This window comes from Solibacillus sp. FSL K6-1126 (assembly GCF_038003445.1).
In the GTDB taxonomy this organism is placed as follows: Bacteria; Bacillota; Bacilli; order Bacillales_A; family Planococcaceae; genus Solibacillus; species Solibacillus silvestris.
The window spans coordinates 738738-754543 of the sequence record NZ_JBBOPD010000001.1; the positions used below are offsets into that span (position 1 = coordinate 738738).

A 15806-nucleotide genomic window follows, 5' to 3' on the forward strand; every position below is an offset into this window, starting at 1 on the left:
GGAGAACACAAAATGGATGTTTATAAAATTCAGGGCGGAAATCGTCTAAAAGGTAAAATAACCGTTAGCGGTGCAAAAAATAGCGCAGTTGCTTTAATTCCTGCATCAATTTTGGCAGATTCTTCCGTTACCATTGGGGGAATTCCAGAAATTTCAGATGCATGGACGTTAAAAGCACTTCTAGAAGAAATTGGCGGAGAAGTAACATTCGAAAATGGCAAGATGACGATTGATCCATCAAAAATGGTTGCGATGCCGCTGCCAAACGGCAATGTAAAAAAATTGCGTGCTTCCTACTATATGATGGGTGCCATGCTGGGACGTTTTAAACAAGCGGTAATCGGCATGCCAGGCGGGTGTTTTTTAGGGCCACGTCCAATCGATCAACATATTAAAGGTTTTGAAGCTTTAGGAGCAAAAGTAACAAATGAGCACGGTGCGATTTACTTACGCGCAGATGAATTAATTGGTGCGAAAATTTATCTGGATGTTGCAAGTGTCGGCGCAACAATTAATATTATGCTGGCAGCAGTGCGGGCAAAAGGGAAAACTACAATCGAGAATGCAGCGAAAGAGCCTGAGATTATTGATGTTGCGACACTTTTAACAAATATGGGTGCCAATATTAAAGGCGCAGGAACGAGCGTTATCCGTATTGAAGGTGTCGATGAGCTAAAAGGTACGAAACATACAATTATACCGGATCGAATTGAAGCAGCTACATTTATGATTATGGCTGCAGCGATTGGTGATGGTGTACTTGTCGATAATGTCATTCCGCTTCACATGGAAGCCGTAACAGCTAAACTTCGCGAAATGGGTGTAACTGTGGAAGAGAATGAGGAAAGCATCTACATCTCAAAGCAAAAGAACCTGCAGGCGGTTGATGTAAAAACACTGGTCTATCCAGGATTCCCGACTGATGTTCAACAGCCTTTATCTGTTTTAATGACGCAGGCGGAAGGGACATCGATGATTACAGATACAATTTATTCTGCCCGATTCAAGCATATAGACGAACTGCGACGTATGAGTGCAAAAGCCCGTGTTGAAGGCAATACGGCCATCATTCAAGGACCTGCATCTTTGGAAGGATCCACGGTAACGGCAACAGATTTACGCGCGGGTGCTGCATTAGTATTGGCTGGACTTATCGCAAAAGGTGAAACAGAAATTCACGATATCTACCATATTGAACGCGGCTATAGTTCATTAATTGAAAAGCTTTGTGCAATTGGTGCAAATATTCGTAAAGAGTCCATTGTCATTAAAACAAAGAATAATGCATAAATTTGCTATAATTCGTGATCCGAATCGCGCAACGATGAGAGTATGATAATATATATTTGGGTAATAAAAATATGTTAGTTCATAATACAATTCAAAAAAGCAGTTAATTTAGGCTGTTAAAATCGGTTTTAACCGATTACAGGAGGCAAACACAAAATGGAACGTAGTTTATCAATGGAAGTAGTACGTGTAACAGAAGCAGCAGCGATTGCATCAGCGAAATGGATGGGACGCGGACTTAAAAACGAAGCGGACGACGCAGCAACAACAGCGATGCGTGTTATGTTTGATACAATCCCAATGCATGCGACAGTTGTAATTGGTGAAGGAGAAATGGATGAGGCACCGATGCTTTATATCGGTGAAGAATTAGGGCTTCGAAATGGCGGACCTGAAGTTGATATCGCAGTAGATCCATTAGAAGGTACAAATATCGTAGCAAAAGGTACAAATGGCGCGATGACAGTACTGGCAATTGCAGACCGAGGCAATCTATTAAATGCGCCTGATATGTATATGGATAAAATAGCTGTAGGGCCGGAAGCGGCAGGTAAAGTTGATATTAACGCTTCTGTTACGTACAACTTATTGCAAGTGGCAAAAGCAAAAAACAAAGATATTTCCGATGTTGTAGCAACACTTTTAGACCGTCCACGTCATCAGCATATTGTCGATGAAATCCGTGAAGCCGGTGCACGTATTAAATTCATTCAAGACGGTGATGTAGGTGCAGCGATTAACACAGCATTCGATGAAACTGGTATCGATATTATGTTCGGTATGGGTGGCGCACCAGAAGGCGTTATTGCGGCAGTTGCGTTAAAATGTTTAGGTGGCGATTTCCAAGCGAAACTAGTACCTGAAGATGAAGAACAGCTTGCTCGTTGCGTAAAAATGGGAGTCGACGTAGATAAAGTATTAATGATGGAAGACCTAGTTAAAGGCGATGATGCTATTTTTGCAGCAACAGCTGTAACAGATTCGGAGCTTTTACGCGGTGTTCAATATAAAGGTTCCTATGCACTTACACATTCAGTTGTTATGCGTGCAAAAACAGGAACAGTACGCTTTATTGAAGGACGCCACAGCATTGATAAAAAACCAAAGTATGACCAAATATAACTTCCCGTATAATGTAAGTAGCCTCAAATAGAAAATGCCCATTTTCAAATTACTTACACTATAATATAATAAATGCCCAGTGTAAAAACTGGGCATCTTTCAAATAAAGTGTAGTATACTTCTCTTACACAAATTCCTAAACATCTTTCAATAACTTAATTAAAAAATTAAATTTTAATAGACTGGAGAAAACGTATGACAGCATTAACAATTGCTCAATTAGAAAGCATGACATTAAAAGAATTATATGCTTTGGCGAAGCAATACAAATTATCAAATGCTAGTAAGCTAAATAAAAAGGAACTAATTTTTGCAATCTTAAAAACCCGCTCTGAACAAGAAGGCTTCTTCTTCATGGAAGGTGTTTTAGAAATTATTCCTACAGACGGCTTCGGATTCCTGCGCCCGATTAACTATTCTCCTTCAAAAGAGGATATTTACATTTCTGCTTCCCAAATTCGTCGCTTCGATTTACGAAATGGTGATAAAGTTTCAGGTAAAGTTCGTCCGCCAAAAGAAAATGAACGTTACTATGGCTTATTGCAAGTTGATGCTGTAAATGGCGAAGATCCTGAAGTTGCAAAAGAGCGTGTGCATTTCCCGGCGTTAACACCGCTTTATCCGGATCGCCATATTAAGTTGGAAACTGTACCTACAAAACTTTCAACACGTATTATGGATTTAGTAGCGCCTGTTGGTTTTGGTCAACGTGGATTAATTGTGGCACCGCCAAAAGCCGGTAAAACGTCTTTATTAAAAGAAATTGCCAACGCTATTACGACAAACCATCCGGAAGCGGAACTAATCGTCCTGCTAATCGATGAGCGTCCGGAAGAAGTAACGGATATCGAGCGCTCAGTAAATGCGGATGTTGTTTCTTCAACGTTTGATGAAGTGCCTGAAAATCATGTAAAAGTAGCAGAAATCGTATTGGAACGTGCACGACGTTTAGTAGAACAAAAACGCGATGTTATTATTTTAATGGATTCGATCACACGTTTGGCACGTGCCTATAACTTAGTGATTCCGCCAAGCGGCCGTACACTTTCAGGTGGTATTGACCCTGCTGCATTCCACCGTCCGAAACGTTTCTTCGGTTCTGCCCGCAATATTGAAGAGGGCGGCAGTTTAACAATTTTAGCGACTGCTCTTGTTGATACAGGCAGCCGTATGGACGAAGTAATTTATGAAGAATTTAAAGGAACGGGTAACCTGGAACTGCACTTGGATCGCAGCTTGGCAGAACGCCGTATTTTCCCTGCAATCGATATCCGCCGTTCAGGTACGCGTAAAGAAGAGCTTCTTATTCCGAAAGACCAGCTTGATAAATTATGGGCAATCCGTAAAACATTCAGCGATTCACATGATTTTGGTGAAAAGTTCTTACGCAAACTACGCACAACAAAAACAAACGAAGAATTCTTTGAAAAGCTTGATACAGATATGAAGAAAGCTACGAACGGTAAAGGGTTGTTATAGATTTTAGAAGATTGAGCGCGAATGGATATCAAGTTCTTGATTTAGTGAGGAACTACATACATTCAATTTCGTAAAATAATATAAAATAGTTGCAACCTTTTTTAAAACTTGCTATACTTCTTTAAGTATGAAACGTGCACATATATAGCTGACCTCAACACATTACGTATGTAGTGACATATTCGGGCTATGTAAGGTGCAGTTCGAAAATACTCTGTTCCGGATGGTTCAGGGCGAGAGGAGAAAACGAATATGAAACAAGGTATCCACCCAGATTACAAAGTAGCAACAGTAACTTGCTCTTGTGGTAATTCTTTTGAAACAGGTTCAGTTAAAGAAAAGATCTCAATCGAGTTCTGTAACGAATGTCACCCATTCTATACAGGTCGTCAAAAGTTCGCTTCTGCTGACGGACGTGTAGATCGCTTCAACAAAAAATATGGTATGAAATAATACCTCTGCCCATTTCCGCATTGCTGGAAATGGGTTTTTAATTTTTTAAAGCACTGATTTCATTTTATTAGAAGATATTGAGCAGGTATTAGAACAGTTTTACAGGTTATTAGAAAATCTGAATCATTTATTTGAAAACCTCCGCCGGATAGTAGAAAATGTACATATTATATTAGAACTTCAGACTTTTATTAGAAAAAATAAAAATATATTAGAAGAATTTAGAAGATATTAGAAAACTTTCGCACATGTTTTTCTAAAGAGAAATATTCTAATAAATAGAGGACCTTTTGCAATAGACGAATGGCAAAAAACTAGCTAAGATAAAAGAAGTGAAAAGTTGACCTTGGGTTTCATGCTCAAGGTTTTTTGTTGGTGAAAAACGAACTTGTAATTTTATTTAGAAACGGGGATAAATAAATGGCGCAATTATTTTATAAGCATGGGGCGATGAATAGCGGGAAATCGATTGAAATTTTAAAAGTTGCCCACAATTATGAAGAACAGAATAAAGCGGTAATGATTTTTACTTCAGGAATTGATACGCGCGATGAAGTCGGAACGGTTTCAAGCCGAATTGGTTTAAGACGTCCGGCAGTTGCGGTTTTTGAAGATACAAATATATATGAAATCGTGGAAAAACACGAAGGAAAATTATATTGTGTACTAGTTGATGAAGTGCAATTTTTAACAAAAGAACATGTTTTGCAGCTGACTCAAATTGTAGATGAGCTGAACATTCCGGTTATGGGCTTTGGCTTAAAAAATGACTTCCAGAACGAACTGTTTGAAGGCAGCCGTTATATGACGATTTACGCGGATAAAATTGAGGAAATGAAAACAATTTGCTGGTTCTGCCATAAGAAAGCGACGATGAATTTACGAGTAGATGAAAATAAAAAACCAGTCCGTACAGGTGATCAAATTCAAATTGGGGGTAATGATAGTTATTACCCTGTTTGCCGCAAATGTCATTCCAATCCGCCACTATAATTTTAGGTGAAGAATAGATATTGAAACGACACAACAAAATTTAAATATATGAGTGCCAATGTGTAAATGATATGAAGAAAGTTCAACATAGATGTAGCAACAACCGCAAAATTTCTTTATACTAGTAAAGGTGCATTTTAACGTGACTCGTGAGAAGACGAGTGAAATACAACTAATAACAAAATAACTTTTAGAGGTGAAATATAGATGTTTGATCGTTTACAGGCGGTTGAAGACCGTTACGAAAGATTAAATGAATTGCTAAGCGACCCGGATATCGTCAGCGATTCTAATAAGCTTCGCGAATATTCGAAAGAGCAATCCGATATTCAGGAAATGGTAGATGTATACCGTGTATACAAATCGGTGAAAGAGCAACTGGCAGATACACGCGAATTAATGGAAATTGAAAAAGATGCAGAAATGCTGGAGATGATGAAGGAAGAGTTTAATGATTTAAATAAACAAGTTCCGGAATTAGAAGAGCGTCTGCGAATTTTATTAATTCCTAAAGACCCGAATGATTCGAAAAACGTAATTATGGAGATCCGCGGAGCTGCTGGCGGTGACGAGGCTAATATTTTTGCAGGCGACTTATTCCGTATGTATACACGCTATGCGGAAACGCAAGGTTGGAAAGTGGATGTAATGGAAGCAACACCAAACCAGGCAGGCGGTTATAAAGAAGTAATCTTAATGATTAACGGTCAAGGTGCTTATTCGAAATTCAAATATGAAAACGGCGCACACCGTGTTCAACGTGTACCGGCGACAGAATCTCAAGGCCGTATCCATACATCAACTGCTACGGTTGCATGTTTACCGGAAGTTCATGTAGAAGATGTAGAAATTCATGAAAAAGATATTCGCGTTGATACATTCGCTTCATCTGGTGCGGGTGGTCAGTCGGTAAATACAACGATGTCAGCTGTTCGTATGACCCACTTACCGACAGGCGTTGTCGTTTCGATGCAAGATGAGCGTTCACAAATTAAGAACCGTGAAAAAGCGATGAAAATATTAGTAGCGCGTGTAGCGGATAAACACCGTCAAGAAGCACAGGCTGAAATCGATGCAACACGTAAGACAGCAGTAGGAACAGGCGACCGTTCTGAACGTATCCGTACTTACAACTATCCACAAAACCGTGTAACAGATCACCGAATTGGTTTGACGATTCAAAAACTTGATCAAATCGTTGAAGGTAAATTGGATGAAATCATCGATGCACTTATTTTAGATGAGCAGGCAACACGCTTATCAAATTTAAATGAAGATGCATAAAACCATTTTTGAGGCCCTGAATGGGGCTTCTTCTTTTTTAGAGAAGAACGGTCGCGAAGGAAATGCCGCAAGAATTTTATTGCAGCATATTTTACAGACAAGCTATTCGGGTTTAATGATGAAGATGCACGATGTTCTACCTGAAGAGCAGCAACAGCAGTTCGATGATTTTATTCAAGAACATGTGAAAGGGCTTCCTGTACAATATATAACGGGTGTAGAGGAATTTTATGGCCGTACATTTGTAGTTGATGAATCGGTACTGATTCCTCGTCCGGAAACGGAAGAACTGGTTGTCGGAACGATTGAGCGTATTCGCAAGTTATTTGGGGATAATCAAAAGCTGAAGTTTGCCGATATTGGGACAGGCAGTGGTGCTATTGCTATTACGATGAAAAAAGAATGTCCGCAACTTGATGTAACAGCAACAGATCTTTCCCCTGCAGCACTTGCAACAGCACAAAAAAACGCTGAGCAGCTGCAGGCAGAAATTGAATTTAAGATTGGCGACTTAACAGAACCGATTGCGAATGAAAAATGGGATGTTGTACTTTCGAATCCGCCTTATATCGCCTATGAGGAAATGGAGGAGATGTCCGATGTTGTCGTAGCTCACGAACCGCATCAGGCATTATTTGCAGATGAAGATGGACTCTTGCTTTATCGTAAACTAGCAGAAAACTTACCGGCTCTTATGAAGAAACCGGCATTAATTGGTCTGGAAATAGGATATACACAGGGAGAAGCCGTATCGGATTTTTTCAAAAAAAGCTTTCCAAATGCCTATGTATCAGTCGTTCAAGATATAAATAAAAAAGATCGTATTGTTTTTTGTGAGATTAGTGAATAAAAAATAGATTCCTTGTAAACAATGTTTGCAAGGGGGAATGATTATGTTACATGATTACGATATTCAAAATGAATCCAATCTATTTTTAGCGATTGCTAAATTACTAATAAGTGTTTTATTTCTATATTGTGCTGCTACATTTATACCTACTTTTGTAGATGATATCCGCATTGATCAAGGAGAAAGCAATGACCAGTTAAAATTCCGCGTTATTGCCAACAGTTCGACAAATGCCGACCAACTCATCAAGTATGAGGTAGTGGAAACAATTCAAACCTATTTGCAAAATACTCCTGAATTTTCAGAAGATATCCACAGTGTGGAAAACATGTATCAGGAAATTCAGAAAACTTACCCACAATTAAAAATTACCTATAAGTTTGGGGATAACTTAATACCTCCGAAATGGGTGGCTGGTCAGTTTTATCCGCAAAAAGAATATTATTCAGTTAACTTCATTATTGGGCAGGGTCGTGGCGAAAACTGGTTCTGTGCAGTATTCCCAACGCTTTGTATAGTTAATGAGCCGGTGGAAAATGAACGGCCGCCATTTTTTATTGCTGAATGGTGGGAGAAACATATGGAAAAAAGTGATCCACAAAATACAGAAGAACTTGTAGAAAATGATCCAACTTACTCACAATTTGTGGATAGTTAAACGGAACTTTTAGAGAAAGGAGGAAAAAGTAATGCACACTTTTCAATTAAATGTGGATGAATTTGTGGATAATTCAGAAAATTATACACAGGCTGTGGATTTATTAAATAAAGGCGAAATAGTCGCTTTTCCGACAGAAACCGTATATGGCTTGGGTGCCGTTGCGACAAATGAGCAGGCAGTGAAGAAAATATTCGCTGCAAAAGGACGACCTTCGGATAATCCATTGATTGTTCATATCGGAACGGTGGAAGAAGTATCGCTGTATACAACAAATATTTCGGAAGTTGCCCAAAAATGTATGGAGGCTTTTTGGCCAGGTCCATTGACGCTTGTTATGGATGTTAAGCCGAATGTTTTAGCGCCGAGTGTTACGGCAGGATTAGATACTGTTGGAATTCGTATGCCCGATCATCCAGTAGCACTGGAACTTCTTCAAACATTAAAGAAACCGTTAGCCGCGCCAAGTGCGAATCGCAGCGGCAAGCCTAGCCCGACGAAAGCTGAACATGTATTTGAGGATTTGCAAAACATTATTCCTTGTATTTTGGATGGTGGGATGACGGGAATCGGACTTGAATCGACCGTTTTGGATGTCACACTGGAAACACCCGTTATTTTGCGTCCGGGCGGAGTGACGAAAGAAATGCTCGAAGCAGTAATTGGACCAGTTGTTGAGCCAAGTCTGGAACAGCAGAAAATTGATTCGACACCGAAAGCGCCTGGTATGAAATATACCCATTATGCTCCGGATGCACCTGTCTATTTAATAGAAGCAAATAAAAAAGCGATTGAAACGGCTATTGCCGAATTAAAACCGGTACATAAAGTGGCCTTATTGGCACCGCAAAACTTTGAAGAGATCGAGGCCGATTATTATTTTTCATTCGGAAGTGCACATGATCTCGAACAAATGAGCGCTTCACTATATGATGCATTGCGTTCATGCGATAAAACGGATGCTACGATTATTTTAGCGACGGCAACATCAAAAAACGGTGTTGGTACAGCGATTATGAACCGTCTGGAAAAAGCTGCAGGCGGCAAATGGTATTCACTTTAAAAAATCAAACCACATCTTATAACAATGGGATGTGGTTTTTGTGTATAAACAAAAGGATATTTCCCCGCCCAAAAGCATAAATTACAACAGCGCTTAGTGGAAGAGGGGAATAGATGCAAGAAGTAGTTGCCGGGATCTTAATGTCGTTCGATGTCGTTGCACTGTATTTAATTGCTACAAATGTTAAGGCGAAATGGTTATTAGCTTTATGGACGGCCTTTTTACATATGCTTTTTCCGTTACTCGGTTACCGCTTTGGGGAATGGCTTGCCGTCTATTTAACAAACTGGGCATCAGGTCTTTCTACATTATTATTGTTTTTTGTTGGACTGCAATTACTGCTCTCGAAGAAAGATGAAAGTTTTCCTGCGATGTCTTTACCGATAATTGCGATTTTTGCAAGTATTGACACCTTTTCAGTTAGCCTATCTTTTGGTATGCTAAATTTACAAAAATATGTTTTTGTTATTAGTGCCGGCCTATCGACATTCATATTGTCATATGCGGCATTGGTAATAGCGCAAAAATCACCAATTTTTAAGAATAATGCATTAAAGAAAGTAGCAGGACTCCTCTTGATTATTATGAGTGTGATGCTACTAAAATGGTAAATTAGAGGGTGTGAGGAACATTAATATTTATTTTATTTGTACAGGCAACACGTGTAGAAGTCCTATGGCAGCAGCAATTTTACAAGCAAAAAACTATGAGAATATTACTGTGCGTTCAGCAGGTATTTATGCGCACGAAGGCAGTGACATGTCCTTGAACGCAAAGGAAATATTGCATAGAAAAAATATTTCGCAATCGCACCGTTCATCCCGATTTACGGTAGAAGATGCACAATGGGCGGACCTGATTTTAACGATGACGACCGCTCATAAAGAGATGGTCCTCCGTTTAGTAGAAGAAGCGGCACATAAAACGTTTACGCTAAATGAGTATGTAGCGATGGAAACTGGTCTGGATATTCAAGATCCATTCGGTGGAAACCTGCAAGTATATGAACAAACATACGAGCAATTGAACGAAGCAATCAACAAGCTGGAAACGAAATTGAAATTGGAGGATAAAATTTAACATGAACTCTCAGAAAAAGGTCTTTAGTTTGCGCAAGAAGCTCGTATTATTTGTCGGGATATTAGCGCTGATTACCTACACTTGCAGTTTTGTATTTATCGAATACTTACGCCCAATGTTTTTTGAATCGACAAGCACAAGCGTATTTCAGATTATAACCTATTTATTAGGGATCTTTTGGTCTTGTGCATTGGCTGCGGTATTTGGTTTAGTCATTGTTCGCCCATTACAGCAATTGGAGCGCAGTGCAAACCATGTAGCGGAAGGTAAAATCGGACAAGATGTCGAAATGCCGAAAACCAATGATGAAATCCGCTCAGTAGCAGAGGCATTCCAAACAATGGTGATCAATTTGCGCAAGATGGTAAACGGGATTGAAGACAATTATAAGTCAACCGATGAAACGATTTTGAAGCTGTCGGAAGAAAGTATTTCTGTAACGAACAACGCTGAGCAAATTACAAGCAATATTAGCCAGATTTCATTGGGGGCTGAATCTTCGGCGGTTGCCATTCAAGAAACAGTGGAAGCCATTGAAGAAGTTCGCACATTAGCTGCGGAAGTGAACAATAAAGCGTTACATACAGCAAGTCGCTCAAAAAATCTTTTAACAAACTTAACGTCTACAACAGATGCCATCCATGGCGTTGTAAACAGTATTAAAAAAATTGCAACAGATAATGAAAATTCATTAGTAAATATTCGTGAGCTAGAAAAAAATGCCGAGCAGATTGAACGGATTATAGGTTTAGTAGGCGATATCGCAGGACAGACGAATCTGCTTGCATTAAACGCATCGATTGAAGCTGCACGAGCAGGTGAGCATGGGAAAGGCTTTGCGGTTGTGGCAGAGGAAGTGCGCGGTCTGGCCGATGAGAGTGCAAGTGCTGTTCAGGGGATTACAACATTGATCCACACAATGCAGCAAAATGTATCGGTTGTCGTTAAACAGATGAACGAACAAGTATCATTTGCGGTAAATGAATCGTCACGTGTTTCTGAAACAACGTCTGCAGTAGAAGGCATGACAAAATCCGTTTATGAAATGGCAGATGATGTCGTCCAAATTTCGGATTTAGTCGCACAGCAAATGAAAAATATCGAACATACATCACACCAGTCACAGGAAGTGGCGGCAATTGCCGAACAAACTTCTGCAAGCGCTCAGGAAGTAACGTCTGCTTCATTGGAACAGGCTGAAGCGATCAAGCAAGTAGAAGAACTGGCAAGTAATTTAAAGCAACAGTCTGCAGAGCTTTATCGAATGATTCAACAATTCGACCGCACACAGTAGATGGGAAGATCGTTTTAAAATACCGAATGGATAAACGGGCATGGTTTATCTGTTGGGTATTTTTTATTTGAAGGATGTTTTCTAATATCGAGGTGAGATTTTCTAATAACCGCGGTAAAGTTCTAATAAAATGTCTATCTTCTAATATTTTGGCTGCTTGTTCTAAAATCCTTTTCACATTTGCTAATAAAGGTTATCGATGTTCAAATAAACGTTGGCGATTTTCTAATATCCAAAGTGAAAGTTCTAATAAACACTACCATGCTTTTAAAATCACGAACCCGTTTCAAAAACAAAAAGACTGGGTATGGTACACTATTGTTTACAATAATTAGTCCTGGGGGGATTTATATTGAACAAGATGAAGTACTGGTTACTAATGGGTGTAGTCGTAGCAGGTCTCGCTGCATGTGGTGATGCGGAGGACGCGGATACGACAGATTCTGTTGATTCTACACCAACCGAATCGACTGAATCATCCGGAGAAAAGGACGCAGCTGAAACTTCAGATGTCTCGGCAGGTGAAAAAGTGGCGAATGCCAGCTGTGTAGGATGTCATGGTGGAGACTTAACGGGATCAATGGGACCGGACTTAACGAACACTTCTTTATCAAAAGAGGAAATCGTGAATGTACTAGTCAATGGTAAAGGTGCAATGCCGAAGGGTACAGCAGATGGCGAAGAAGAAGCGGTAGCAGAATATATTTTATCATTACAATAATTGTTAAAGGCCTGCTCATAGTCAATGAGCGGTCTTTTTTTAGTAAAACAAATTGTGCAAAAGCTTTTTAACATAACAAACTCACGTAAAGCTGAACATTACTATAATTAATAATGAATAAATATAAGAATATTACTAAAAAGTTAACAATACACTATAATTGTTGTCGTAATATTCGTCTTTATGCATGTATTTTGAAAGTTATTCGGAAAAGACGTGTTATTCTTCTGGAATAAATGGTACACTGATGGTGAATATAATAAGTAAATAAAATCGAGGCAGGAGGGATCTTCATGAGAATTGCAATTTCTTCAGATCACGGCGGTAATAATTTACGTAAAGAGATTATGTCACTACTTGATGAAATGTCAATCAGTTATGAAGACTTTGGTCCACAAACGGACGAGTCAGTAGATTACCCGGACTATGCACGTCCAGTAGCTGAGAGAGTAGCTGCAGGGGAATTTGACAGAGGAATTTTAATTTGCGGGACTGGAATTGGGATTTCGATTGCTGCAAACAAATTTAAAGGGATTCGTTGTGCACTTGTACATGACGTGTTCTCGGCAAAAGCGACACGTTGTCACAATGACTCAAACGTTTTAGCAATGGGTGAGCGTGTAATCGGTCCAGGGCTGGCACGTGAGATTGTTGCAACTTGGTTGGATACGCAGTTTGAAGGCGGTCGTCATATTCGTCGTGTTGAAAAGATTACTGAAATCGAAGAAGGGTAACAGATGGTGATTCAATGACAAACTTACACGATTTGCAAAAAGATTTAGCGCAAGCATTATCCGAATTTGAGCAACAAGTGAAGTTTTCTGAAGGTCAGCTATTTGTCATCGGCTGTTCCACATCGGAAGTGATGGGTGAGAAGATTGGAACAGCTGGTGCATTCGATGTAGCGCAAGTTCTATACAAAGAATTTTCAATATTCGCGCAAAGACATAAAATTCACTTAGTTTTCCAAGGCTGCGAGCATATTAACCGAGCGCTGACACTCGAGGCTGCAGCTGCTAAAATGTACCATTTAGAACCTGTTTCGGTCATTCCGGTCCGTACAGCAGGTGGCTCTATGTCTGCATACGCTTTTACACAAATGGATGAGCCTGTAATTGTGGAAACCATCCAAGCACATTACGGGATTGATATCGGGCAAACATTAATCGGCATGCACTTAAAAGCAGTTGCTGTGCCTTTACGAACATCTGTTAAGCAATTAGGCGATGCAGTCATTACGTTAGCGACAACACGTCCGAAACTTATCGGTGGAGAACGTGCGCAATATACTGTAACACCTTAACGTTACATATATCATTTTGAATTGGAAACTCCGATCGAATCGGAAGTACATTTAGGGGGATTTGAAAATGGCATTTGAAAAATTAGCAGGACAGGACAAGGCAATTTTAGACGCAATTTTATTAGAGAAAAAACGTCAAAACACAAACATCGAACTGATCGCATCAGAAAACTTCGTATCGGAAGCTGTAATGGAAGCACAAGGTTCATATTTAACAAATAAATATGCGGAAGGTTACCCTGGCAAACGCTATTATGGCGGTTGTGAACATGTAGACGTAGTTGAAAACATTGCGCGTGACCGTGCAAAAGAATTATTCGGTGCAGCATATGTTAACGTTCAGCCACACTCAGGTGCACAAGCGAACATGGCAGTTTACCATACAATTTTAAAACCTGGTGATACAGTACTTGGTATGAACTTATCACACGGCGGTCACTTAACACATGGTTCACCAGTAAACTTCTCTGGTATTCTTTATAATTTCGTAGAATACGGTGTAACTGAAGATACAAACTTAATAGATTATGAAGATGTTCGCCAAAAAGCATTGGAATCAAAGCCAAAATTAATCGTTGCTGGTGCATCTGCATACCCTCGTGCAATCGACTTTGCAAAGTTCCGTGAAATCGCGGATGAAGTCGGTGCATATTTCATGGTTGATATGGCGCATATTGCCGGCTTAGTAGCAGCAGGCGAGCACCAAAATCCAGTGCCGTATGCAGATTTCGTAACGACAACTACTCATAAAACGTTACGTGGTCCACGTGGTGGTATGATTTTAACGAAAGATGAAAAATGGGAAAAAGAATTAAATAAATCGGTATTCCCAGGTATTCAAGGCGGTCCATTAATGCATGTCATCGCTGCAAAAGCGGTATCTTTCGGCGAAGCATTACAACCGGAATTTAAAGATTACGCAAAACAAATTAAAGCAAATGCAGCTGCACTTGCAAAATCTTTAATGGATGAAGGTGTTGAAATCGTATCAGGTGGTACAGATAACCACTTACTTCTATTAAATGTAAAATCTTTAGGGTTAACGGGTAAAGTAGCTGAGCATGTATTGGATGAAGTGGCCATTACAACAAATAAAAACACAATTCCATTTGATACAGAATCACCATTCGTAACATCAGGTATCCGTGTAGGTACAGCAGCTGTAACTTCTCGTGGTTTCAAAGAAGAAGATGTAATCGAAGTTGGTAAAATCATCGCTTCAGTTCTTAAAAATCATGAAGATGCAGCAGTAAAAGAAGAGGCACGCAAACGTGTTGAAGCTCTTACAGCAAAATATCCTTTATACGCATAATTGAGTATATGCCTTTCTATTTACAGATTTGTAGATAGAAAGGTTTTTTTATTGAAAAAAATACCGCATAGACAGACAACTACCAGCGAATGCTAGTGTAGAATACATTTGTTCTTTAATTATTTAGAAAAAGGGCGATTTTTAAAAATTACCGTCATAGTTTTCGTTGACTTTATTTTCTGTTATACTAATTTAGATAAACAACAGTTAGGAGATGTCAACGTGAGTAAAGTATACGTATTTGACCACCCATTAATCCAACATAAGTTAACTTATATTCGAGATAAAAAAACGGGAACAAAAGAATTTCGGGAGTTAGTTGATGAAGTAGCAACATTAATGGCTTTTGAAATTACTCGTGATTTACCGTTGGAAGAAATTGAAGTAGAAACACCTGTAACGAAGGCAAAAGCAAAAGTATTATCAGGGAAGAAAATGGCGATTGTTCCAATTTTACGTGCAGGTATCGGAATGGTAGATGGCGTATTAAAATTAATTCCTGCTGCAAAGGTAGGGCATATTGGTCTTTACCGTGATCCGGAAACATTAAAGCCAGTAGAATATTATGCAAAACTTCCAGCAGACGTTGAAGAGCGTGACTTCATTATTGTTGACCCGATGTTAGCAACGGGTGGATCAGCTGTTGAAGCGATTAATTCACTGAAAAAGCGCGGCGCTAAAAGCATTAAGTTTATGTGTCTGATCGCTGCTCCAGAAGGTGTGGAAGAAATACAGAAATTACACCCTGATGTAGATATTTACATTGCATCTCTTGACGAAAAATTGGATGATCATGGCTATATCGTACCAGGCTTGGGTGATGCCGGGGATCGCTTATTCGGAACAAAATAATAAATAAACGAGACGTCCGTAAGCAGTTGCGGGCGTTTTCTATTAATACAGC

At 39.5% G+C, this 15806-nt stretch carries 17 protein-coding genes; all 17 read left to right on the forward strand.

The window, feature by feature from the left end:
* The first annotated feature begins 12 nt into the window (after nucleotides 1–12).
* The 17 genes from MHH44_RS03635 to upp all read left to right on the forward strand — a co-directional run bounded on the left by MHH44_RS03635 (nucleotide 13) and on the right by upp (nucleotide 15754).
* The gene (locus tag MHH44_RS03635; RefSeq protein WP_008404487.1) at nucleotides 13–1290 is read left to right on the forward strand and encodes a UDP-N-acetylglucosamine 1-carboxyvinyltransferase; all 1278 of its coding nucleotides are present in this window, start codon (nucleotides 13–15) and stop codon (nucleotides 1288–1290) included.
* A 156-nt stretch (nucleotides 1291–1446) separates the two neighbouring features.
* Nucleotides 1447–2412 (forward strand): class II fructose-bisphosphatase, encoded by a 966-nt coding sequence (gene glpX, locus MHH44_RS03640; protein WP_008404484.1) that lies wholly within the window; start codon nucleotides 1447–1449, stop codon nucleotides 2410–2412.
* Between the two features lie 195 nt (nucleotides 2413–2607).
* On the forward strand, nucleotides 2608–3891 hold the full coding sequence (gene rho / locus MHH44_RS03645) for a transcription termination factor Rho (RefSeq protein ID WP_008404483.1): 1284 nt from the start codon (nucleotides 2608–2610) through the stop codon (nucleotides 3889–3891).
* Nucleotides 3892–4143: 252 nt separating this feature from the next.
* Nucleotides 4144–4344: a 50S ribosomal protein L31 gene (gene rpmE, locus MHH44_RS03650; RefSeq protein ID WP_008404481.1), complete on the forward strand. Its 201-nt coding sequence runs from the start codon at nucleotides 4144–4146 to the stop codon at nucleotides 4342–4344.
* A 420-nt stretch (nucleotides 4345–4764) separates the two neighbouring features.
* Nucleotides 4765–5337 carry a thymidine kinase gene (locus tag MHH44_RS03655; RefSeq protein ID WP_008404479.1) on the forward strand — a complete coding sequence of 191 codons (573 nt, stop codon included), beginning with the start codon at nucleotides 4765–4767 and terminating at the stop codon, nucleotides 5335–5337.
* Nucleotides 5338–5544: 207 nt separating this feature from the next.
* Complete coding sequence (gene prfA / locus MHH44_RS03660; protein ID WP_087615671.1) at nucleotides 5545–6621, forward strand: peptide chain release factor 1; 1077 nt, start codon at nucleotides 5545–5547, stop codon at nucleotides 6619–6621.
* Nucleotides 6608–7471, forward strand: coding sequence for a peptide chain release factor N(5)-glutamine methyltransferase (gene prmC, locus MHH44_RS03665; protein WP_340797833.1), 864 nt, complete (start codon nucleotides 6608–6610; stop codon nucleotides 7469–7471). The genes prfA and prmC overlap by 14 nt, the downstream gene beginning before the upstream one ends.
* Before the next feature lie 43 nt (nucleotides 7472–7514).
* Nucleotides 7515–8129 (forward strand): stage II sporulation protein R, encoded by a 615-nt coding sequence (locus MHH44_RS03670; RefSeq protein ID WP_008404472.1) that lies wholly within the window; start codon nucleotides 7515–7517, stop codon nucleotides 8127–8129.
* Nucleotides 8130–8160: 31 nt separating this feature from the next.
* Nucleotides 8161–9192 (forward strand): L-threonylcarbamoyladenylate synthase, encoded by a 1032-nt coding sequence (locus MHH44_RS03675; RefSeq protein WP_340797834.1) that lies wholly within the window; start codon nucleotides 8161–8163, stop codon nucleotides 9190–9192.
* A gap of 113 nt (nucleotides 9193–9305) precedes the next feature.
* Entirely contained in the window at nucleotides 9306–9803 is a 498-nt protein-coding gene (locus tag MHH44_RS03680; protein WP_008404468.1) for a manganese efflux pump, read from the forward strand.
* A 19-nt stretch (nucleotides 9804–9822) separates the two neighbouring features.
* Nucleotides 9823–10272 carry a low molecular weight protein arginine phosphatase gene (locus tag MHH44_RS03685; RefSeq protein ID WP_081483473.1) on the forward strand — a complete coding sequence of 150 codons (450 nt, stop codon included), beginning with the start codon at nucleotides 9823–9825 and terminating at the stop codon, nucleotides 10270–10272.
* Nucleotide 10273: 1 nt separating this feature from the next.
* Nucleotides 10274–11566, forward strand: a complete 1293-nt coding sequence (locus MHH44_RS03690; RefSeq protein WP_008404464.1) for a methyl-accepting chemotaxis protein — start codon at nucleotides 10274–10276, stop codon at nucleotides 11564–11566.
* A gap of 361 nt (nucleotides 11567–11927) precedes the next feature.
* Nucleotides 11928–12287, forward strand: coding sequence for a c-type cytochrome (locus MHH44_RS03695; protein WP_232504567.1), 360 nt, complete (start codon nucleotides 11928–11930; stop codon nucleotides 12285–12287).
* 293 nt (nucleotides 12288–12580) lie between these two features.
* Nucleotides 12581–13021 (forward strand): ribose 5-phosphate isomerase B, encoded by a 441-nt coding sequence (rpiB, locus tag MHH44_RS03700; protein ID WP_008404461.1) that lies wholly within the window; start codon nucleotides 12581–12583, stop codon nucleotides 13019–13021.
* A 14-nt stretch (nucleotides 13022–13035) separates the two neighbouring features.
* Nucleotides 13036–13590: a TIGR01440 family protein gene (locus tag MHH44_RS03705; protein ID WP_008404459.1), complete on the forward strand. Its 555-nt coding sequence runs from the start codon at nucleotides 13036–13038 to the stop codon at nucleotides 13588–13590.
* A gap of 67 nt (nucleotides 13591–13657) precedes the next feature.
* Nucleotides 13658–14902, forward strand: coding sequence for a serine hydroxymethyltransferase (glyA, locus tag MHH44_RS03710; RefSeq protein ID WP_340797835.1), 1245 nt, complete (start codon nucleotides 13658–13660; stop codon nucleotides 14900–14902).
* 222 nt (nucleotides 14903–15124) lie between these two features.
* On the forward strand, nucleotides 15125–15754 hold the full coding sequence (gene upp, locus MHH44_RS03715; RefSeq protein WP_340797836.1) for a uracil phosphoribosyltransferase: 630 nt from the start codon (nucleotides 15125–15127) through the stop codon (nucleotides 15752–15754).
* The last annotated feature ends 52 nt before the right edge of the window (nucleotides 15755–15806 follow it).